Source organism: Xenorhabdus lircayensis (assembly GCF_016306625.1).
Classification (GTDB): domain Bacteria; phylum Pseudomonadota; class Gammaproteobacteria; order Enterobacterales; family Enterobacteriaceae; genus Xenorhabdus; species Xenorhabdus lircayensis.
Genome location: NZ_JACOII010000033.1, coordinates 102136 through 125127 on the forward strand (window position 1 = coordinate 102136; position 22992 = coordinate 125127).

The following is a 22992-nucleotide window of genomic DNA, read 5'->3' on the forward strand; positions in this document are numbered from 1 at the left end:
AGCCAAGATATGCTAATTGCAGATATATCGGCACGTTTGATGAATGAGCATTATTGCCACACCCCATATTTCAGCAAGTTGATTTCCTATGATTCAAAGGAAATTAAAACGTTTAAAGATCATTGGAATAATCTGGCCTTAGATCAGAACTTTAAAGACTACACTCATAGGGAAAGGCGTATCCTGCGCTATTATTATCATTCTGCTCAAGAAAGTCCGCTTCAACTCAATAGGAATACTGAATATCGCTCATCCATCACCTATAACATTGAATATAAACAAGGTGCCAATCAACTCAGTTATGCTGAAGAAACGTTCATCACTGACCCCATCATGCAACACATCCTTGCAACCAATATTGCAATTTTAGGTGATCGATTAACTAAGGAACACCACTATGCGATTGATATTCACCAATTTCGTGTAAAAACGCAGTCCGGTAAAGAGAGTCCCACGACTTCCGGGATTCATCAAGATAGTCAAGATTGGATCTTTATGCACTTTATCCAAAGCCATAATACCGAGCCGGTGATTTCCGAAGTTCACGCAACAGAACATGAAGCACCGCCCTTGTTACACACCGCAATGGAACACTTTCTTGAAACACTCGTAATAAATGATAAACAACTTTATCATCGAGCGAGCAATGTTCGGCAAGTATCTCCTACAAACGCGGCATTTCGGGATCTATTACTGGTGACCTTCCGGCAACTTCCTGAACAACAAGAGAGCTAATAATAATGTCAAGCCAGGAAAATAGTTTGAATTTGCGTTGGTCCGGTCTTAATGCTTTATTTATCGTCAGTGCCCGCTTCGTCTCTGATTTTGGTGCATTTCTGAATATGGTGGCACTTTCCACCTACGTTTACCTGCTCAGTAACAGTGTCATGCACGTCAGTATTTTTCTTGCCTGCCGTGTTGCTGGTGGCATCATTGCCAGCCTGATCGGAACGCCGTTTTTCAGACGATTTGCGGGAAGATGGCCGCTGGTCATTTTTGATCTGGTGCGCGTCATTTTGCTGTCCCTATTATTGGTGATCCCTGTCTCACAGCAATTACTGATCTTACCGGTGATCGCCTTCGGCATTGGCTTAGGCAATTCCATGTTTGCTATCGGACTTAACAGCCAACTGCCCTCTTGGGTACACGCTTCCCAACGCATATCAACGAACTCCTGGCTAACCTCCGTCGCTGCCACGGGGGCAGTATTTGGCAGTCTTGTATCGGGGCTTCTGGTCGCAAGCAGCGGTTATGAAATGGTATTTACCGTCAATATCATTACTTATCTGCTGGCTGCGATCCTGATTATGCCCCTACGTTTCCTCTCTTTACCTGAACAAAAAACGTTAAGAGAACTCGGTAATGAATGGCGTGAATTACGCTTCGGTTTGCGCGGTGCGCCAATGCTGGCAGGAATGCTGTTCCTCAGCCTGGCCGACACACTGGGCAGCGCCGCCCATAACGTCGGTTTTCCCATCATTTCAAAACTCCTTACCCCCGATAACGCCAGTACCACAATGGGATTACTGCTGGCGACATGGGCGATAGGTAAATTCAGCGGTGCACGATTGGCTAGCTATCTGCTACGTAGTCGCAATCTATTGAAGATGGAAAAACTGTTTTTTATCGGCGTCGCTCTGATGTCGACGGGATTTATCCTCACCTTCCAACAAAGCAACCTATTCTGGATGCTGCTGTTTGCAGTCTGGGCAGGAATTGGGGATGGTATCGCAGAAGTCAGCCTGATATCACGGGCACAAAGCGAACCGGAAAGTTTACGCCTGCCTATTTTCAGCTTGCTGACATTATTGCAAATGACAGGCTTTGGAATAGGAATGCTGCTGGTCGCTCCGTTCTACGTCTGGTTGCCACCCTCCATTGTAATTCTGATATTCCACGGCTTGCCGCTAACGGTATTGGTGCTGCTCTTGTTGTGGGTACGGCGTTTTACTGCCAGCAAAGTGTAAAAGTTGAAAATTTAATAATCAGCACCGATTGAGAGTATGACTCTTCGGCGCTGATTTTTTTCTATGATAAACACATGGATTGCTGGATTAGTGCTTTGCGAATCAGCCTTGCCAAATGCTGGCGCAAGTTCAGGTTATGCCTCTTATACGCTGCGTATAACGCTTACTGACGACATGAAGTTTCCCCGCCCGTTCTTTTAACCCTGCCAGCCATCAGTCATGTAGAGCACAATTTCGAAAGGTGCCAGCAAGGCCATTAGGTGTCTCAGTGTTTTCTTTGTTCTCGGGCCAAAAACGTGAGCGATAACTTTCCATTTTATTCTGTCGTAAACATAAAAGAGCCAAAGAGGATTACCCTTTGATTTCACGTATGACCACTGCTCATCCATTTTGCAGCAAACAACGACTTCCGAGCCAGAAGAAATAGCTTCTGTTACTTGTTTTAGCTGGAGTTTTTTAAAGTGGCGAAGCACCGTATTGAATCCAATTCCCATCACTCGCGCGGTTGCCCGACATCCAGACCCATTCAAAGCCATCTTAACAATTTGCTGATGAGTACCGGGCTGACACGCGGTATAAGTAAATTCAAGTTGCCAGGTATGACGACAAGATTGGCAGAGGTAACTGATGACCAGAGCCATCGCGGCCATTGCAATGAATGCCTTTGACAGCACGACAGGATGGACAAACAACATCAATCTTTGCCATCTGAATATTCTCCAAATAGGGGTATTATACATATATCAGCAAATTGATATCATTACCCAATTAATTACTTACACGAAAATCAGCCAAATAAAAATCACCTTAAAAATTAAATTGGAAAAAACATTTCAATACTACCAAAAGTAAAGTTATCGATATTATTTAATTATCGTAAATATAATTTTTATATTCGTCATATAGCATTGCTGTTCTTGGCCCTTGGCTTTTAGATGATAGCGTGACTTCGGAGCGTTTGGCTGTAAGTAGCAGTCATATTCATATCTCCAATTACCCTCATTTGCGCATAATGGGCTGGTAATGGCTACAGTTCCACTCTTGCTTACTCGGTGATAAGCAAGATCAAAAACTGATACGAAAGTCACATTTTCACACTTCATGAAACCGATTACATGAATAAAAAACTCACTTCACATTTCATCTGAAATAAATTCATTACTCTGTTTAAAATGACGTTTGCAACGACCAACCCAAAACTGGAGTTCACAATGTATGATTTAAGAATACTTTTCAATCGAGAGCCAGTCATACGACGGAAATCATAGCAATACGATAACCTCTGTTTATGAAGGAATGCTCTATAAAGTGAATCCGAAAGAGCATAGAGAGCTATGTAACTGAGGTGGGTGAAACCCACAAAGAAGCGATTCGAAAAATAACGGGTATATTATACTCAAGAATTATTGAAGGTTATATATGAGTCAAATCACCCCTCAGTTAACGAATATGTGGGATAGAAGTCATGAACAATGGTTTGTAAAAGATAATGATCTCCGTTTTATATATGCAAATAGAGTATTTATTAAATTAAATAATCTACCTGAAAACTTTGATGTTACAGGATATACTGAAAAAGAATTACCCACGCCGTTTAATTACCCTATTCACCTCTTTGAAAAGCATGACCGTGAAGTCTTACAATCCATGCAACGAATATCATCTATCGGAATTTATTTTCAACATAACAATCAACAAATAAAACCCTACTTTTGTGAAAAATACCCACTAATGAGTGAAAATAATCAATGTATCGGAATAATTTGCCACGCTAAAGAAATGAAACATTTTTCAGTACATCATTATATTAAAGATGAGATTTCTATATCTATTAATCTTAGTCCTCCTAACAATATACTGACAGAGAAAGAATGGTTGATAATTTTTTTGTTCTGTCGTGGTATCAGTAATAGAGATATTGCTAATGAACTGAAAATCTCATGTCGTACCTTGGAAAGGTATTTTGAGATTATCTATGAAAAATTATCAATCAATTCAATCATTGAGTTAAAAACGCTCTGTGAAAGAAATAATTATGACCTGTATATCCCACCAGAATATTTAAAATCCATAGAACATGCATTGATATATTAAAGATGATATCGGTGCTCCCCCATACTTCGCAGCTTAATCAGGGAGGTGAGTTAAGTGACAAAAGAGGTAAGACTTAATAATCATGTGACTTAAGGGAAATTCATACTCCCAATCGTCCTCACTTAATTATTAAATAGTTAATAAAATAACAAATTAAACATAAAATAAAATTAAGTTATTGAAAAATATATATAAATAGATTTATTATAATGTAAATAAATTAATATAAGATCCCGCTTCATATTTATCTTACTCAATTGCTGGGGAGAAAGCATGGCCACTATGAAAGACGTAGCACATCAAGCTGGAGTGTCCGTAGCCACTGTCAGCCGTGTCATTAATAATACAGCTTATGTCGAACCGGGCACCCGTGAGCGTGTAGAAAAAGCCATGCGTGAGTTCAACTACCACCGTAATTCTGCTGCGCTTGCATTGGCGAAAAGATGCGGGAATATGCTAGGTTTACTGACTGGTAATTTGGCCGATCCTTTTTTTTCCCTTTTGGCTCGAGGAGTTGAAAAAATTGCCCGGAAAAAAGAAACCAAACTAATGGTTTGTAGTGGCGGGCACCAAGCTGAACTTGAGAAATTAGCCTTGGACTTTTTAATCAATCAAGGATGTGAAGCAATAATCGCCTATGTCAGCAGAATGAGCGAAGCAGATATATTACGTTATGCAGCTCATACGCCAGGATTAGTGATTATTAATCGATATTTCCCAGCTATCGCTAACCGATGTATCTGGCTAGATAACGTCAGTGCCTCTCATACGGCTACCAACTATCTTATCCAAAATGGTCATCGAAAAATTGCTTATGTTACGGCAGATATACCGATCGATGATAGAAAACTCCGTCTGGAAGGATATCATTCTGCAATGACTAATGCGGGTATCACAGTACCTAGCAATTGGGTTATTAGCGTTCCATTTAACGAAGAAGGTGGGGAACTGGCAGCAGAAAAACTCTTAAGCAGTGGCACCAACTTTACTGCGGCAGTGACATTCAATGATGTTATGGCTGCTGGCATGATGAGATTCCTACACCAGCGAAAAATCAAATTACCTGAACAACTGTCGATCGTTGGATTTGATGATATCGTCACGGCCCGTTATCTCTATCCCCCCTTAACTACCGTACATAACCCAGTAGAACAAATGGCTCAACGAGCAGCTAACCTAGCTTTACAGCTCGTTGCCAAAAAAGAGCTACCTCCACAAATGAATATGTTCTCAGCAGAACTTGTCATCAGAGACTCCGTCTCTTTAATAGAATAATTTTTATTTCAATAACCTATCAAAATTGGAATTTTTATATGGATGAAAAGAAAAAACTGAATCTAGGACTCGCTATACTGCCTATTGCAGCAATGCTCTTACTGCTAATTATTGGCTATGGTCAACTGGGGCTGCGTATCGAATCCTTATTGCTCATATCAGCGGTAATAGCAGCAGCCTTGGCATATTGGCAAGGCTATCGCTGGGATGACATTATTGATGCCATTGTGGCAAAGCTAGCCAAAGCAATGCCTGTGATCATGATACTGATTTGCGTTGGAGGCTTAATTGGCACCTGGATGTTCAGCGGAACCATACCTTACATGGTTTACTGGGGATTAAAGCTGATTAGCCCTCAATATATACTCATTGCCGCCTTCTTTATCACGAGCCTTATTTCAGTTTGTACCGGTACATCATGGGGATCAGCCGGAACTGTAGGGGTCGCTTTAATGGGAGTTGCCGCTGGCCTTGATGTGTCTTTGGCAGCTGCGGCGGGAGCGGTTGTTTCAGGCGCGTATTTCGGTGATAAGATTTCACCGTTATCTGATTCAACTAATTTCGCTGCAATCGTTGCCGACACTGATCTTTACAGCCATATCCAACATTTATTGTATACCACTATCCCAGGCTTTATTTTAGCCACCATTGTCTATTTTATTGCAGGTCATACGGGCTTAACAGGTAGCGTAGCAACCCCCGAAAAAATCACAGAAATCATGCAATCGCTTGAAAGCTTATATCACTTCAATTTGTTGCTGATTCTGCCACCGATACTGGTTTTATGGGGAGCTATGACAAAACGTCCGGTGATACCAATCATGCTGGCTGCCTGCACACTGGCCATTGTGATCGGTATAGGTATTCAGGGATTTACTCTTAAACAGGGGCTTAATGCGTTAATTGATGGTTTCAATCTCTCAATGTTCTCTGATCAGGGACACAACATTACCGGAGTCATTAGCGATGTAACCCGCCTGCTCAATCGCGGTGGTATGTTCTCAATGATGGGAACTATATTACTTGTATTTTGTGCATTCGCGTTTGCTGGTGCGTTAACACTCACTGGTGCCTTGACCGTCATCATTAACCGGCTTCTGCGAGCTGTTCACACAACCGGGCAACTCATCGCTGCAACTCTAGCTACAACCCTTCTGGTCACTGGCGCAACCTGTGATGGAAAGTTGGCTCTTCTCATCCCGGCAGAGTTGTTCAAAGGCGCTTATCGCCGGATGGGGCTAGACAACAAAAATCTCTCACGAACCATAGAAGATGGCTGTACTGTCATTGAACCACTGCTCCCTTGGACTTCTGCTGGCATATATATGGCTACAACATTGGGTGTCAGTACGCTCGAGCTATTACCTTGGGCAATCCAGTGCTATGCCGCTGTCTTTTGTGCTCTTATTTATGGCTTTACTGGTTTCGGTATTGCAAAAACCACACCGGAAAACCCCCTGAAGAAAAAGGAAAATCAACGTGAAATCTCCTGATTTCAACCAGATAATCGATCGCCACAATACAGGCTCTATTAAGTGGGATTTTTTAGATCGTGACTTACAATTAAACCAAACTGACCTTCTGCCAATGTGGGTATCTGATTTCGATTTTCAATGCCCAATAGAAGTCCTGCAAGCCCTATCCTCCCGGATTGACCACGGTATTTTCGGTTATAGCGAACGCGACGATCTCTACTACCAAGCAGCAATAGACTGGTTTTCAAGACGCCATAAACTGACTTTGCATAAGGAATGGTTCACATCAATAGAAGGTGTCATACCTGGACTATCTTTACTGATACAAATGCTGAGTAAACCAGGAGAAGGTGTCATTATACAAGGCCCCTATTATGCTTCATTTGCCAAAATTATTACGATGAACGACAGGGTGCTTATTGAAAATCCGCTTCTTGAAAGTTCAGAAAGTTATCAAATTGACTATGACCATTTAGAACACATATTGGAGCAACACAGACCACCTTTGTTGTTATTATGTAACCCACACAATCCTACTGGTCGATGTTGGAATCGTGACGAACTCCACCAACTATTGATACTCTGCAAAAGATACGGTACGACGGTAATTTCTGATGAAATTTGGGCTGATTTAATTTTGCCTTGGGGTAAATTCACCTCAATATTGCATCTTGGGAGTGAATGGCATAGCAATGTCATTGCCGCCACCTCAGCAAGTAAGACGTTTGGGCTTGCTTCACTGCGTATATCAAACTTTCTCATTCCAGATCCCAGTCTCCGACAAGCCTTTAATGATCGGTTGAATGCTCACGGATTAGATGTATTCAATTCATTATCTATGACTGCGGCTACAGCAGCTTACCAATATGGGGATACATGGTTTGATAAACTACAAGACTATCTGGCTGAAAATCGTGACTGGTTCGAAAAAGCTTTAGCATCTTCCGCCCCTTGGTGCCGAATGACCAAAGCGGAAGGTACATATTTAGCTTGGCTGGACTGTCGGGATTTAGGACTGGATGATAATACCTTGCAACAGGAATTAATGCAGAAAGCCAAAATAGCTGTTTCAATGGGATGCAGTTTTGGCGATAGAGGAAAAGGGTTTATCCGAATAAACTTAGGTTGTCCCCGTCAATACCTTGAAAAGGCAATCGCCGGTTTAGCTCGGTTAACACCCATAAAGGTTAATACCATAAAATAAAAAGGCATCCGAAAGATCAGCAAAAATAGAGGAAGAGATATGATCATACCTGAAACTTTCCATAAGAAAAGTTTCAGGTAATTAGTTTATTTTTATTGTTTTTTGTATGAAACACCCATGTTGATTTCGGAAATGACAATTCATTTAAAATATCTGCTTGGTCATATTCCGTAATGCTCACAATTTAAAGCGATAACGATAAGTCGCTCACCCTTAAGACCAGAAGCGGTGCAAGGCATTTGCTACAATCATTCCTTCTTCCAATCATTCCTTCTTCTTTCCCTTAGTTTGGTTACTCAAAGTGCTATGTTTATAGCCTCTTCAGATTAATATTTTTATATTATTACAGCCTTTTCCCTGGAGCCGGCGCTGGTACAAAATACTAAAAACATCTGTACTAATACGTTAAATTCCGCTAAGTACAGTCAAATATTCTTCTAATAGGAAAATGTTACATCTAGTTACCCAAAAGTCACAAATTAATTCACTCAGTAAAGTTAGAACAATAAACACTCAGATGGATTCTTTTATGACCCGTGGCCGCCAAGATACTTAAAAAGTTTAGTTATTTTTTAAAATGTTGGAAGCGTATAAAATACTTTAATGAACTTTTATTCTCTCAAAAAAACCGATAATACTACCGACAATGCTAAGTACATAATCACAATTAGTTAATATTTCTTATCTGTATAAAACCATCTATCTTAATAGGTTACAACCTTATACGCTAATACCATTAACTTTTAAAATAATTTCAAATAAAAATAATATTTTTTACATTAATAATGTCATATTGAAATTAATTAAACATACAGGCTTTGACTGGATAATTATTGTGCCATATTATATGGTTAAATCATTCCAATCATAATTAGAAAACAATTCAGATAATGAATTAATAGTTAACATGTCAAATATGAAAAAACCAAATAATATCACTCCGCAATTAATTCACATGTGGAAAAAAAGCATTGATCCTTGGGGAGCAAAAAATCGCCAATCAAGATTTATCTATGCCAACCCCGCTTTTTACCAACTGCTCGACCTACCTGAAAATTTCGACATTACAGGACTTCATATAGGCGAATTACCCTCACCTATTGCAGAATATGAAGAGGAACTCTATCTTCAGGATCAAAAAGTTATTCAAACTATGCAAAGAGTAACTTCAATGGAAACTCATCTATTTGGAAAACATAAAGTCAAACAAGCCTATCTTTGTGATAAATATCCACTTTGTGATGATAATGGCGATTGTATTGGCATCACTTTTCATATGTACAAAGTTCAAAATTTATCCACCTCTTATTATTATGATAAAACCATCCCAGTCTCCCTAGAATTCACACCTCCTAGTAATGTATTGACGCAAATTGAGTGGGAAATTCTCTTTCTAATCTTACGTTCATTGGATGAAAAAAGTATTAGTAAAGAATTAACGATCAATACAAAAGATATTGCTGATTACATACAATCAATTTACCAAAAGTTTAATCTTTCAAGACATATAGACCTGAAAGACTTCTGCAAAAAGCATAAATTTGATCACTATATTCCTAAAAGGTTTATCACTATTGGTAGTAAAGAACTCAACTAATTATATTATTCAGACAGAAAAAAGGAATATGATATGAGTAATAAACCCATCATTTCACCTCAAATAATTAACACTCTAGCAATAAGTAACGATCCTTGGGGGATAAAGGATAATAACTCATGCTTTATTTATGGTAACAAAGCATTGAGTTCTATTAAAGGTTTCTCTGATTCATTTTATTTTGAAGGACTTTATGATGATGAACTTCCTTGGGATGGTGCTGAATTTGCAAAGGAATATATTAATCATGATCAAAAGGTAATGGAAGAAGAAAAATCATACATTTCTCTCGAAACACATATTTGGGGGGAAACAAAAACATTATCATCTTACTTCTGTGAAAAATCACCTCTCTATCATGAAAATGGTGATTGTATAGGAATTATATATCATTTATGGAAAGCTCAAGATTATTCATTAACCCGCCTATACCATGGAAAACTTCCTGCATCTATTATGTTTCAACCACCTACTCATTTATTTACTCAACGGGAATGGGATGTCATTTTCCTCTCTTTACACAAAAATACCAGTAAACAAATTGGCAGAATATTAAATATTTCCTATCGTACTGTCGAAAACTATACAGCACAAATATATAAAAAGGTTGGTGTTAGCTCTGCCCAACAATTGGAAGAATACTGTCGTTTTAATGATTTCGATCTCTATGTACCAGAAAGTTTTTTGTGTCCTGAAAGCAGGATTTTTGTTTGAATATCAAATTTTATCAATACCTACGATATCGTTGTACATCACAGTGAAAACTGTTAAATAGGAGCAACAATGTTAATGCCGATATTTAATGCCTATGCAGTGTCACGGATATCGGCATTATTTATGGTAAGTTCAATAACTTGTTCTTTTATCCCTACCAGACAGGTATAAGTACGATAGACATATTATTTTTAAATACATCATATAACATTTCTCTTCCTCTGAGTTTTATCTCTTTTGGCTTCCAGCTGGCTAGCAAAACATTTTCGTCCAAGAAGTGATCTGCATTCCATTTTTACAATCCAATGCGAATTTTATTTGCCTATTTGTTAATCACATCCTATTTATTGTTCAACAATACAAAAACAATTAATTAACAATAAACATAACCTAAGCCAACAATACAACAATACAACAATACAACAATACAACAATACAACAATACAACAATACAACAATACAACAATACAACAACACTAAGTTTAATCATGGGGAAGTAAATTATGCAGCAAGCTATCAATTTTTGGCCCTTAATCGGGATCGCCGTCATTATCATCGGTTTTATCATCAGATTTAATCCTGTTCTTGTTGTCACAATTGCCGGCCTTATAACGGGGTTAGCCGCCCAAATGCCAATAGTTGACGTTCTGGAGAAGCTAGGCTCTGGTTTTATTAATACGTTAAATCTTACGCTGACCATCCTGTTTCCTTTGGTCATTATTGGCCTGCTGGAAAGGCATGGATTAAAAGAACGCGCCCAGAAATCCATTGCCCATATTAAAACCGCCACCACTGGGCGTTTACTGATTGTCTATCTGTTTATACGCGAAACCTCTGCTGCTCTAGGGTTAACCAGTTTAGGCGGGCATCCACAAATGGTTCGCCCTCTGCTGGCTCCCATGGCAGAAGGTGCGGCTGAAAACCAATATGGAGAGTTACCGGATTCGGTTCGTCATCGCATTCGCGCCATGTCCGCCGCAACGGATAATACTGGGCTGTTCTTCGGTGAGGATATTTTTGTCGCCTTTGGGGCCATTATTTTTATGCACAATTTCATGCTGGAATCGGGTGGTATTCATACCGAACCGCTGCATATTGCCCTCTGGGGAATTCCCACCGCAATTTGTGCTTTTCTAATCCACTCTATTCGGTTATATCGCCTCGATCACCGCCTTGCCAACGAACTGAATTCCTTGAATCACACTAGATTGAATAGCAAAGGAGCGAAATAATGTTTCAGTTACAGTATCTCTATGTGCTGGCGGGGCTTATCTTGATCGCTGTTGCTATCATGTCATGGCGTGATAAAGCCAATCCTCGGCGCTTAACTACGGGCCTGTTTTGGGCACTGTACGGTTTAATTTTTCTGATGGGGAAATGGAGCTATCATTTTACGGCTATCTGGATCAGTGATGAAGTCCATGCCCAGAAAATCGCCCATATCTGTGTTGGCGTGTTGGTGGTTGTTATGGCACTGCTGGCTGGATTCGGCGGTGTTCGTCTGGGAAATTATCATCAACGCACACCAAAACAACGGCAGGAAAGTGCTGAACGTCTTGGTAATCGGTTATTTTTGCCCGCTTTGCTGATCCCCATTGTCACCATGCTTGGCATTCTGATGTTTAACCACATTCCCGACCTGCAACAAGCTGTCTTTGGTTCAGGCAATAACTCAACACTGGTGACGCTCTTTTCCGTTACTCTAGGGTGCCTGATTGGATTAATTATCGCGTTACGCATGAGTCGTGATGCCATTACACAGCCTATACAGGAGACTCGCCGTCTGCTAGATTCGATTGGTTGTGTATTTATCCTACCACAAATTCTGGCAACCCTCGGTTTGCTGTTTACCGCAGCCGGTGTAGGCACTGTGATTTCTCATCTGACCGAAAATTATTTGGCTGTCGATAATCGATTTATCGCAGTGGTATAGCTAAATCAGTATAACTTGACGCAGTCTACATGCCTCATAAGCAATACTGCCTTGTCATTTGAATTTAGATGCTATGTCATATTATTTTGGTTCTGCTATAGCTTATGTATTTGGCATGGCTCTGCTAACCATGATTATGGGTAATGCTTTCGCCGCCTTTCCCATCATCACCGCTGGTATTGGCATTCCGATTTTGATCTTACAGCACGGCGGCAATCCAGCAGTTATGGCCGCTATTGGTATGTTCTCCGGCTATTGTGGTACGTTAATGACCCCAATGGCAGCGAATTTCAACATCGTGCCCGCGGCTCTGTTAGAGTTGCCTGATCGCAATGCTGTGATCAAAGCACAAATTCCCACGGGAAGCACTTTACTGGTGACTAATGTGTTCTTACTCTACTTCCTAATGTTCTTATGAAACAACAATAAGGATCCGACATGAAAACTATTTTAGTTACTGGTTTTGAACCTTTTGATGGTGAAACGATAAATCCATCATGGGAAGCCACTAAACTATTACAGGGCCATCAAATTGCCGGCGCAAATGTTGAAGTTTGCCAGCTTCCCTGCATTTTTGATGCCGCTTTAGAACATCTCTATGCTGCTATTGACCAGATTCAACCGGAACTGGTGATTTCAGTAGGGCAATCAGGAGGTAGGGCAAACATCAGCGTAGAACGTATCGCAATTAATATCAATGATGCCAGTATTCCCGATAATGCTGGGAAACAGCCGATTGATACTCCCATTATTCCCGGTGGCCCTGCGGCATATTTCTCTAGTCTGCCTACCAAAGCTATGGTTAATGAGCTGAAGAAGGCAGGTATTCCCGCGTCAGTTTCCCAAACTGCTGGTACTTTTGTTTGCAATCATGTTATGTATGGCTTATTGCATTATTTGGCACAAAAATATCCCTCTGTTTACGGAGGATTTATCCATGTTCCTTATCTGCCAGAACAGGCAGTCAAACATTCTAATATGCCAAGTATGACACTAGAATTGATAACAATAGCGTTGAAAACAGCCATTGAAACAGCATGGGAAAATAAAGCGGATATTGTTGTTACAGGCGGTGCTACGCACTAAGAGAATAAGTCAATACCGGAAATAGATTAGCCACTGTATTCAATGGCTAATCTATTCAGTTATCACAACGTTTAATGCTATTGTTTTGAATAATAATCGTTTTGAATAATAATCGTTTAGAAAGGCAACAGTTGGTAGACATTCAGCAGCCAAATAACCGCAACCGCAAAGATTGCCGCGATAATGTCATCCAGCATAATGCCGACTCCGCCTTTCACATAGCGGTCAAACCAGCGAATCGGCCACGGTTTCCACATATCAAAAATGCGGAATACCACAAAGCCCACCAAAACCCATTGCCAGTTGAGCACCGGAATCGCCATCAATGTGATCCACATGCCGATGAATTCATCCCAGACCACACAGCCCGGATCTTCCACTTTCATGGCATCAGCCGCTTTCTGGCAAATCACGCAACCAATGATGGTTCCCAACAAGATGGCCAACCAAATTCCCCATGTAGGCAACTGCACCAACAGCAACCAGAAAGGGATCGCCGCCACTGAACCCATCGTGCCCGGTATAATCGGCGATAAGCCACTACCGAACCCCGTGGCCAACAAATGCCACGGATTGCTCATTTTTAAGTGACGTTTTGCATCATCCATGCGTCCCCTCCTTTTGGTCATTTTCTGCTTGCTGTACTGCTGAACAAGGTACTACAGGTTTTTTATCGGTTTTAAAATGGTCAAAGCCTTTCAGATCCAGCTCAATTTCTTCGTTGTTGTTAAAGTAGCGGATGCCTTCTGATTCTGGCCTAATTTGCCCAATACAGCAGAAACTGGCACCCGAATGGGCCAATGCCATATTTAATGCACCACGGTTAAGCTCAGGTACAGTGAAGCACAATTCATAATCTTCACCACCGCTTAACGACCATTTCAAGGCCTGTTCAGGGGCAACATATTGCTGCATAGCTTCGGAATAAGGTAACGCATCCAGATTAATACGTGCGCCACATTGGCTAGCTGTCAGAATATGATTGAGATCAGAAATCAAGCCATCAGACAGATCAATCGCGGAAGAAGCGAGATCACGCAGCGCCTGCCCCTGTAAAACTCGTGGTTGCGGGCGGAGGTGACGCTTAACCAGCCAATTGTGGATCGCACTATCTTCCACAGTCAGACGATCTTGCAACAGAGCAAGCCCCGCTGCACTGTCACCCAGCGTTCCGGTTACATAAATCCAATCACCGTTCTTCGCACCTGCGCGGCGCAACGCTCTGCCGGCCGGAACCAAACCATGTACGGTTAGCGTCAAACTCATGGGGCCTTTTGTGGTATCCCCACCAATCAATTGCATACCGTAATAATTCAGTTGTTCAAACAGACTATCACTGAATCTCTTTAACCAATCCTCATTGACGTCAGGCAACGTTAACGCCAGCGATGCCCAAGCTGGGTCTGCCCCAACGGCGGCCAGGTCACTGATATTGACAGCCAGTGCCTTATAGGCCAAATCTTCCGGTAAGATTTCAGGAAGAAAATGGACACCAGAAATCAGTGTATCCATTGTTACTGCTAATTCTTGCTTATCTGCAACGGTCATCAGCGCACAATCATCACCAATCCCGAGATTTACATCACGTCGGCGGATGACATGGCGATTGAAATAACGTGCAATGAGGTCAAATTCACCACATGCCATAATAGAATTCCAAAAAGTGACTGACGATGAGCACATGAGGCCGGTAATCCGGCCTCATGTGTAAAATCATCGAGTTATAATGGGGAACTCCTGGCAAGCAATCACTTTTTCTTACGTGCTGCCGGGCCAGCTTTATCCAACACCCCATTCACGAATTTATGGCTATCTTCGGCGCCAAACGTTTTTGCCAGTTCGATACCTTCATTGATAGCCACTTTGTAGGGAACATCATCACGAAAGCTTAGTTCAAACATTGCAACGCGCAAGATAGCTTTTTCCACCTGACCTAGCTCTTCGAGCTGGCGGGAAAGATAAGGCGCCATCAAAGCGTCCAATTTTGTAGCATTGACCGCTACCCCGGACAGCAACTCACGGAAATAGGTGATATCAACACCGTTTACGTCCTGCTCTGACAGAAACTGCAATTCAACATCAGCAATGCTATTTTTGGATAATTGCCATGAATAAATTGCCTGAACAGCACACTCACGAGCACGACGACGAGCAGCAGGTTTCACAAAATTCCCCTTAATTAAAACTAAAAAATTTAGCCTTTAATGGCTTTGATTACATTGATCATTTCCAATGCGGTCAAGGCAGCTTCCGCGCCTTTATTACCCGCTTTAGTACCTGCGCGTTCAATTGCCTGTTCAATATTTTCAGTTGTCAGAACACCAAATGTGACAGGAATGTCACTGGACATCGCCACACTGGACAAGCCAGAGCTGCACTCGCCGGCAACATATTCGAAGTGGGCTGTACCGCCACGGATAACAGTACCCAGAGCGATAACCGCATCATATTTTTTGGATTCAGCCAGTGCCTTAGCAGCCAACGGCAGCTCATAGGCACCCGGAACCCATACTACGGTGATATTGTCTGGAGAAACCTGACCGATGCGTTCCAACGCATCCACGGCTCCTTCCAGCAGGCTGTCATTAATGAAGTTGTTAAAGCGGGCGATCGCAATAGCAATGCGGGCTTCAGGAGCTGCAACAACACCTTTGATTACGTTCATAGCCTTCCTTATACCTTATTCATATCCGCAGGGCCGCGGATCTTATCACATTATTTTTCTCTGCGTCTTGGTTTATGTCCCAACTTAAATCAGGATACCCAGACGGGTCGTAAACGAAGACGCACATCAGGCCCAATCTGTTGTACATCAAACAGAGTGAATTCAGGAGCATCCGATAACTTCTGCAATTCAGGGATAGTGAATAACCCACGGGCACTATTTCCCAGCACCTTGGGCGCGATATAAAGGATCAATTCATCTACTAGCCCCAGTGATAATAAAGCCCCAGCCAAAGCAGGACCACACTCCGCCCAAACTGAATTGACTTGACGCTTACCAAGTTGCATCATCAACAGCACCAAATCGACACCATCACCATGTTCAGGCAATAAAATCTGATCGACATTATCGGGCCATTGCTGTTCATTTTTGTTAGTACGTGCTAACCAACATATCCCTGTTTTCTGGATAACCTGATGCTGTGGGGTCACACGATTTTGGCTATCAGTAATGATGCGGATTGGCTGACGGAGAAGCTCTTGAGGGTAAACCGTTTGTGTTTCAGCATCCAATTCATTCCAGCGGACAGTCAATGAAGGATCATCTGCCAGTACCGTTGAGCTGGAACTCAAAATGGCACTGCATTGCGCCCGCAATTTCTGTACATCCTGACGGGCTTCTGGTGAAGTAATCCACTTACTTTCCCCCGACGCCAGCGCGGTACGACCATCCAATGATGCTCCCAGTTTCAATTGCAGATAAGGGAATCCCGTGCGCATACGTTTGAGAAACCCTTTATTCAAGGATTCTGCCTGTTCCATCATCAGGCCATGTTCAACAACGATACCCGCTTGCCGCAATTTATATAAACCACGTCCGGCAACTTGTGGATTGGGATCTTGCATCGCGACCACAACACGGCTTAAACCCGCGGCAATCAAAGAATCAGCACAGGGAGGAGTCTTGCCGTGATGGCTGCATGGTTCAAGTGTGACGTAAGCTGTAGCACCTTTGGCTTTTTCACCAGCCATACGAAGAGCATGAACCTCTGCATGAGGCTCACCTGCACGTAAATGGAAACCTTCTCCTACTATTTGATCATCCTTAACGATGACGCAACCTACATTCGGGTTCGGAGATGTTGTAAAACGGCCCTGATGCGCTAACTCCAGCGCTCGGGACATATATATTTCATCGAGTGTCATAATTTTTCGATCGCCGCATTTTTAGAAAGTCGGATTTATTGAAAACCATCGTTTTTGAAAAACAAAGCTCTCAATCTTGTAGTTTGGCAATCTCTTCGCCAAATTCTCGAACATCCTCAAAACTACGGTAAACAGATGCGAAACGGATGTAAGCCACTTTATCAAGTTTTTTCAACGCATCCATAACAAAATTCCCGATCATTTTGGACGGGATTTCACGCTCTCCCGTTGCCCGCACCTGTGACTTAATATGGCTAATCGCCGTTTCCACATCATCAGAGCTGACAGGACGCTTTTCCAATGCCTTTTGCATGCCACGACGCAATTTTTCTTCGTCGAAAGGCTCCCGAATGTCATCACTTTTAATGACTCGCGGCATCACCAGTTCTGCGATTTCAAACGTAGTGAAGCGCTCATGACATTCCAGGCACTGACGGCGACGGCGCACTTGTGAGCCATCCCCTACCAGGCGGGAATCAATAACTTTAGTATCAACGGCTGCGCAAAATGGGCAATGCATATCGTTTCCTGACAGTTAACCGAAGGGATAACAGTGTACCTTGAAGTGATAATGAAAAACACCCTGTCAGTAAGTACTCACAGAGTGTTTAAGCAATATCAGCGCTCGATCATGCTAAATCATTAAGGAAGAATGGAAGGTTGATCCGCCCCTTCTTTCTCAACTTTCTGCAGGGCCATATGTTCACGTTTCATACCCAGCTTCAAGGCCAGAGCAGAAGCAACATAGATGGAAGACACTGTACCGATAGAAACACCGATTAACATTGCCAATGAGAAACCTTTCAGCATTTCACCACCGAAAATATACAACATCATCACAACCAGCAACGTGGTCGCAGACGTCATGATCGTACGGCTCAATGTCTGAGTCAGGGAAACGTTGGTGATTTCATACGGCGTACCACGGCGTATCTTGCGGAAGTTCTCACGGATACGGTCTGACACAACGATACTATCATTCAACGAATAGCCGATAACGGACATCAACGATGCCACGATAGTCAGATCAATTTCGATGTGGAACAACGACAGTATACCCAGCGTAATAACCACGTCATGCGCAAGTGCGATAACTGCCCCTAATGCCAGACGCCACTCAAAGCGGAAACCGACATAAATCAGGATACAGATCAGTGCAACCAGTAGCGCCATCGCTCCGGTTTGCGCCAGTTCACTTCCCACGCTTGGGCCGACGAACTCCACACGCTTGACCACAGCATCTTTATCGATATTCTGGTTAACAACCGAAATAATCTTATTGCCCAGTTCTTGCCCTGCATTGCCCACCACTGGCGGCATACGAACCATCACATCACGGCTGCTGCCAAAATTTTGCAAAAGTGGATCAGCAAAACCATTTTGTGTCAGGCTTTCACGCATCTCGTCCAGATCCGCAGGTTTACTTAGGTTAATCTCAATTACCGTACCACCGGTAAAATCAAGCCCCCAGTTAAATCCACGGACACCAATCATCAAGATGGAAGCGATCAATAGCAGGAACGAAATCCCAAAGGCAACGTTGTCCCAGCGCATAAAGTCGATAACTTTACGCCCATAGTTTAATTGTTCAACAGTATAATCCTGTGCCACAACGTGCTCCTTAAATTGACAACTTATTGATACGCTTGCCACCGTACAGCAAGTTCACGATTGCACGTGTTCCCACAATAGCAGTGAACATCGAAGTCGCCACACCAATACTAGTAGTGATCGCGAAGCCCTTGATAGAACCGGTACCCACTGCATACAGGATGATGGCAGTAATCAGTGTAGTCAGGTTTGCATCGATAATACTGGAGAACGCACCTTTGTAACCTTCATGGATCGCCTGCTGTACAGTACGCCCATTACGCAGCTCTTCTTTGATACGTTCGTTGATCAATACATTCGCATCCACAGCCACAGCCAGTGTCAGGACGATACCCGCAATCCCCGGCATGGTCAGCGTTGCTCCCGGCAACAGGGACATGATACCAACAATCATCACTAAGTTAGCCAGCAGCGCACTGCTCGCAATCAGACCAAACTTACGGTAGTAAATTACCATGAACAAGATGGAGGAAATCAAGCCCCACAGGCACGCCTCAAGACCTTGTTCGATATTCTGCAAGCCCAGAGTTGGCCCGATGGTACGTTCTTCCACAATCTGGATTGGGGCAATCAGTGCACCCGCACGCAACAACAAAGACAACTGACGGGCTTCCGCCGGATTGCCAATGCCAGTAATGCGGAAACTATTACCCAAACGCGACTGAATGGTGGCGATATTGATGACTTCTTCTTTCTTAACTAACATCGCACGGCCATTGGCATCTTTCTTGCCGCTGTCCTTGTATTCCACAAACAGCGTCGCCATTGGTTTTTGCAGATTATCTTTGGTGAAATTAGACATCGCAGTACCACCAGCACTGTCCAGCGAGATATTTACCTGCGGATAGCCGTTCTCATCCGTGCTGGAAGTGGAATCAGTGATATGGTCACCTGTCAGGATAACGCGCTTGTACAATACAACAGGGCTACCATCACGGGTATACTGCAATTCTGAATCGGCTGGAATGCGGCCAGACAACGCTGCATTTTGGTCAACATTGGCATTGACCAGACGGAATTCCAGTGTTGCAGTTGCACCGAGGATCTCTTTCGCGCGGGCGGTATCTTGAATACCAGGCAGCTCCACAACGATACGGTCTGCACCTTGACGTTGAACCAGAGGTTCAGCAACACCCAACTGGTTAACGCGGTTACGCATAATAGTGATATTCTGCTGTACCGCATAAGAGCGAGCTTCACGTAGGCGCTCATCACTCATGACAACTTTCAGTGTGTTGTTTGTGCCACTGGAGAACACTAAATCACGATGACGGGGTTCAAGATAACTTTCCGCTTTAGAACGTGCGTCGTTATCACGGAAACGAACTTCGACGCCGTAATTATCAATTTTGCGGACAGTGGAATAAGGGATGCCTTGATCACGCAGTTCAGAGCGCAGGCTATCAATATTCTGTTCCTGTAACTTGCCCAGTGCGGTTTCCATATCCACTTCCATCAAGAAGTGAACACCACCACGTAGGTCAAGCCCCAGTTTCATTGGGTCAGCACCAACTTTGCTTAACCAGACAGGCGTCGCAGGCGCGAGGTTCAATGCCACGACATACTGTTCACCCAATGCAGAGACCAGCGCTTCACGGGCACGGAGCTGAACATCAGAGCTACTGAAACGAGCAAGGATTGCCCCGTTTTCCAATGCAATGGACTTGCTCTTGATTTGATCTTTTTCTAAAACATTACGGACTTGGTCCAGCGTTTTTTCACTGGCGGCGATACCTCGCGCGCCAGTGATTTGTACAGCCGGATCCTCACCATAAAGGTTGGGAAGTGCATAAAGCAGACCGATGAGGATCGCAGCGATCAGCATCAGATACTTCCACAAAGGATAACGGTTCAACACGGCAGTTCCCTTCGGGAAAATCGGAAATTAAATAGCCTTCATTGTACCTTTCGGCAAAATGGCAGCGACGAAGTCACGTTTGACAGTTATTTCGGTGGTGTCATTCAGGGCAATCACAACGTAGCCTGTTTCAGACACTTTAGAGACACGACCAACCAAACCACCAGAAGTCAGCACTTCATCTCCTTTGGAGATGGAACCCATCAGTTTTTTATGTTCTTTGGTACGTTTTTGTTGTGGACGCAGGATCATGAAATAGAAAATCAAACCGAAAACAGCCAGCATGATAATCAGAGAATATGGGTTCCCCTGAGCTTGCGCTGGCGCACCAGCAGCTGCCGCAGCTTCAGAAATAAAAAAACTCATCAAATTTCCCTCATTGTTATCGAATACATTGTTATCGAAAATATTATTGTCGAAAATCGACAGTGGCCCGATCAAAAACCAGCCCGATATGCTACACATATTGAGGCTGGTTAGTCACGCCAAATTATATATTTAACGGCGGAACGGGTTTGCCAATCCGCAGATAAAACTCTTCAACAAACTGTTCCAGTTTGCCCTCTTCAATGGCTTTGCGCATTCCAGCCATTAAGTGCTGATAATACCTTAAATTATGTATCGTATTCAGCCTTGCGCCAAGAATTTCGTTACAACGATCAAGGTGATGGAGATATGCACGGCTATAATTGCGGCAAGTATAGCAGTCACAATGCTCATCCAGCGGAGAAGTATCTTCCTTATGTTTGGCATTGCGGATCTTGATCACTCCTTCTGTTACAAACAGATGACCATTGCGGGCATTACGTGTTGGCATCACACAATCAAACATATCGATACCACGACGAACGCCTTCAACTAAATTTTCCGGCTTGCCAACACCCATCAAATAGCGAGGCTTATCCTGCGGGATCTGCGGACAGACATGCTCCAGAATACGGTGCATGTCTTCTTTCGGCTCACCGACGGCCAAACCACCCACAGCGTAGCCATCAAAACCGATTTCCACCAGTCCTTTTATGGAAATATCACGCAAATCTTCGTAAACACTACCCTGAATAATCCCAAACAAGGCATTTTTATTCTCCAGCTCATCAAAACGTTGACGGCTGCGCGCAGCCCAGCGCAATGACATTTCCATGGAACGCTTCGCATAATCCCAATCAGCAGGGTATGGCGTACATTCATCAAAAATCATGACAATATCAGAACCCAAGTCATATTGGATTTCCATGGATTTTTCTGGGCTGAGGAAAACAGGTGTTCCGTTGATTGGGTTACGGAAATGAACTCCTTCTTCCTTGATCTTACGCATCGCACCGAGGCTGAAAACCTGAAAACCGCCTGAATCAGTCAGGATAGGCCCCTGCCATTGCATAAAATCATGCAGGTCGCCATGCAATTTTATGATTTCCTGTCCCGGACGCAGCCAGAGGTGGAAAGTATTCCCTAACAGGATCTGCGCACCGGTTTCTCTCACTTCTTCTGGTGTCATCCCTTTTACTGTACCGTAAGTGCCCACTGGCATAAATGCTGGGGTTTCCACTATGCCACGATCAAAAATCAGGCGGCCACGACGGGCATTTCCATCCGTCTTTTGTAACTCAAATTTCACTTAACCTCCAGACATCAGAAAAACAGTCTGATGCATGACAAAAAAGAGCACATTCTAATCGCTAATTAAGCCACTGTACACGCCAGCCTCACAATATACGGTATGTCAAATTCTGCGGTTTTTTGTGTCATTTATCCTTTTTTGTGTCACGGTTTTGACACAGTTCCAAACCACGGCGGGATTGGGGCAATCGCCCCTGTCATTACTTCGGCTGTTCCGGCCATGGGATATCGGGGGCGGTATCTGCGGATTTCTGTTGCTGCTGATTCCACACCGAATCTGCCGGCATCTGGACACGGACTGAAACAGACCGACCATCAGGAATATCAATCAAATCCCCGTCTGAGTAGCCTTCCCGTGTATTTCTGGCGAATTTTGGGGCGCTGGTGTGCTCTCGGTGGTAGGTCATCAATTTGATTGAACCGTCAGGAAGCACTTTATAATCGACCCAAATCAGCGGTAATTTATTTTTGCACAGCGGGATTTCAATACCCCCGTCAGCGCCACCCCATGCAGCATCAGCATTGAATCCCAACACGTTTTTAATGAGGTACACGCCCTCAGACAGACGCTCAACCGTTGCTCCCTCTGATTCGTCGTTGGTTTCGAATTTGCTATCACTCCAGATTTTAATGATGGGGGACGCAGATTTCAGATAACCATCAACTACGGTGGCGTTACGATAATGCCATA

Annotated in this window: 21 protein-coding genes and 3 pseudogenes; 12 read left to right on the top strand and 12 right to left on the bottom strand. The window is 43.1% G+C overall.

All coding sequences use genetic code 11. The features are described 5' to 3' along the window. Positions 1-9: 9 nt before the first annotated feature. Together H8A87_RS08710 and H8A87_RS08715 are read left to right on the top strand one after the other, a co-directional pair. The gene (locus tag H8A87_RS08710) at positions 10-735 is read left to right on the top strand and encodes a 2OG-Fe dioxygenase family protein (RefSeq protein WP_198689580.1); all 726 of its coding nucleotides are present in this window, start codon (positions 10-12) and stop codon (positions 733-735) included. Between the two features lie 5 nt (positions 736-740). Then, positions 741-1967, top strand: a complete 1227-nt coding sequence (locus H8A87_RS08715) for an MFS transporter (RefSeq protein WP_198689581.1) — start codon at positions 741-743, stop codon at positions 1965-1967. Positions 1968-2055: 88 nt separating this feature from the next. On the opposite strand, the pseudogene H8A87_RS08720 reads toward H8A87_RS08715, so the two are convergent. Next, a pseudogene (locus tag H8A87_RS08720) lies at positions 2056-2675 on the bottom strand (IS1 family transposase); the annotation flags it as partial. A gap of 711 nt (positions 2676-3386) precedes the next feature. Here H8A87_RS08720 and H8A87_RS08725 point away from each other — a divergent pair. From H8A87_RS08725 to pcp, 10 genes and pseudogenes are all read left to right on the top strand, one after another. Beyond that, positions 3387-4061, top strand: coding sequence for a helix-turn-helix transcriptional regulator (locus H8A87_RS08725; protein ID WP_198689582.1), 675 nt, complete (start codon positions 3387-3389; stop codon positions 4059-4061). Positions 4062-4334: 273 nt separating this feature from the next. Beyond that, positions 4335-5336, top strand: coding sequence for a LacI family DNA-binding transcriptional regulator (locus H8A87_RS08730; protein ID WP_198689583.1), 1002 nt, complete (start codon positions 4335-4337; stop codon positions 5334-5336). A 38-nt stretch (positions 5337-5374) separates the two neighbouring features. Beyond that, positions 5375-6829, top strand: coding sequence for a Na+/H+ antiporter NhaC (gene nhaC, locus H8A87_RS08735; RefSeq protein WP_198689584.1), 1455 nt, complete (start codon positions 5375-5377; stop codon positions 6827-6829). Continuing rightward, positions 6816-8015 (top strand): MalY/PatB family protein, encoded by a 1200-nt coding sequence (locus tag H8A87_RS08740; RefSeq protein ID WP_198689585.1) that lies wholly within the window; start codon positions 6816-6818, stop codon positions 8013-8015. Before nhaC ends, H8A87_RS08740 begins: the two co-directional genes overlap by 14 nt. Positions 8016-8922: 907 nt before the next feature. After that, positions 8923-9612 (top strand): PAS domain-containing protein, encoded by a 690-nt coding sequence (locus tag H8A87_RS08745; RefSeq protein WP_198689586.1) that lies wholly within the window; start codon positions 8923-8925, stop codon positions 9610-9612. Between the two features lie 33 nt (positions 9613-9645). Further along, positions 9646-10326 (top strand): helix-turn-helix transcriptional regulator, encoded by a 681-nt coding sequence (locus tag H8A87_RS08750; protein WP_198689587.1) that lies wholly within the window; start codon positions 9646-9648, stop codon positions 10324-10326. Between the two features lie 503 nt (positions 10327-10829). After that, positions 10830-11558, top strand: coding sequence for a DUF969 domain-containing protein (locus H8A87_RS08755; RefSeq protein WP_198689588.1), 729 nt, complete (start codon positions 10830-10832; stop codon positions 11556-11558). Continuing rightward, positions 11555-12256 (top strand): annotated as a pseudogene (locus H8A87_RS20445) (5-oxoproline transporter, DUF979 family subunit); the annotation flags it as partial. The gene H8A87_RS08755 and the pseudogene H8A87_RS20445, both read left to right, overlap by 4 nt. A 100-nt stretch (positions 12257-12356) precedes the next feature. Further along, positions 12357-12677, top strand: a pseudogene (locus H8A87_RS20450) (5-oxoproline transporter, DUF979 family subunit); the annotation flags it as partial. A gap of 20 nt (positions 12678-12697) precedes the next feature. Further along, complete coding sequence (pcp, locus tag H8A87_RS08765) at positions 12698-13345, top strand: pyroglutamyl-peptidase I (protein WP_198689589.1); 648 nt, start codon at positions 12698-12700, stop codon at positions 13343-13345. Positions 13346-13461: 116 nt separating this feature from the next. On the opposite strand, the gene pgpA is transcribed toward pcp, so the two are convergent. The 11 genes from pgpA to H8A87_RS08820 form a co-directional block, all read right to left on the bottom strand. Next, a complete protein-coding gene (gene pgpA, locus H8A87_RS08770; RefSeq protein ID WP_198689590.1) occupies positions 13462-13953 on the bottom strand; it encodes a phosphatidylglycerophosphatase A in 492 nt (163 codons plus the stop codon). Beyond that, positions 13946-14992, bottom strand: a complete 1047-nt coding sequence (gene thiL, locus H8A87_RS08775; RefSeq protein WP_198689591.1) for a thiamine-phosphate kinase — start codon at positions 14990-14992, stop codon at positions 13946-13948. The genes pgpA and thiL overlap by 8 nt, the downstream gene beginning before the upstream one ends. 101 nt (positions 14993-15093) lie before the next feature. Then, complete coding sequence (gene nusB, locus H8A87_RS08780; RefSeq protein WP_198689592.1) at positions 15094-15510, bottom strand: transcription antitermination factor NusB; 417 nt, start codon at positions 15508-15510, stop codon at positions 15094-15096. A 29-nt stretch (positions 15511-15539) separates the two neighbouring features. Further along, positions 15540-16010: a 6,7-dimethyl-8-ribityllumazine synthase gene (ribH, locus tag H8A87_RS08785; protein ID WP_198689593.1), complete on the bottom strand. Its 471-nt coding sequence runs from the start codon at positions 16008-16010 to the stop codon at positions 15540-15542. Positions 16011-16099: 89 nt separating this feature from the next. Further along, positions 16100-17215: a bifunctional diaminohydroxyphosphoribosylaminopyrimidine deaminase/5-amino-6-(5-phosphoribosylamino)uracil reductase RibD gene (ribD, locus tag H8A87_RS08790; RefSeq protein ID WP_198689594.1), complete on the bottom strand. Its 1116-nt coding sequence runs from the start codon at positions 17213-17215 to the stop codon at positions 16100-16102. 70 nt (positions 17216-17285) lie between these two features. After that, on the bottom strand, positions 17286-17735 hold the full coding sequence (nrdR, locus tag H8A87_RS08795; protein WP_198689595.1) for a transcriptional regulator NrdR: 450 nt from the start codon (positions 17733-17735) through the stop codon (positions 17286-17288). Positions 17736-17857: 122 nt separating this feature from the next. After that, a complete protein-coding gene (secF, locus tag H8A87_RS08800) occupies positions 17858-18826 on the bottom strand; it encodes a protein translocase subunit SecF (RefSeq protein ID WP_198689596.1) in 969 nt (322 codons plus the stop codon). 10 nt (positions 18827-18836) lie between these two features. Then, on the bottom strand, positions 18837-20684 hold the full coding sequence (gene secD, locus H8A87_RS08805) for a protein translocase subunit SecD (protein ID WP_198689597.1): 1848 nt from the start codon (positions 20682-20684) through the stop codon (positions 18837-18839). A gap of 27 nt (positions 20685-20711) precedes the next feature. Then, complete coding sequence (gene yajC, locus H8A87_RS08810) at positions 20712-21050, bottom strand: preprotein translocase subunit YajC (protein WP_198689598.1); 339 nt, start codon at positions 21048-21050, stop codon at positions 20712-20714. Positions 21051-21174: 124 nt separating this feature from the next. Then, positions 21175-22299, bottom strand: a complete 1125-nt coding sequence (gene tgt / locus H8A87_RS08815) for a tRNA guanosine(34) transglycosylase Tgt (protein WP_198689599.1) — start codon at positions 22297-22299, stop codon at positions 21175-21177. A 202-nt stretch (positions 22300-22501) separates the two neighbouring features. Further along, on the bottom strand, positions 22502-22992 hold a 491-nt coding region (locus H8A87_RS08820; RefSeq protein WP_456300774.1), incomplete at its 5' end, for a phage tail fiber protein.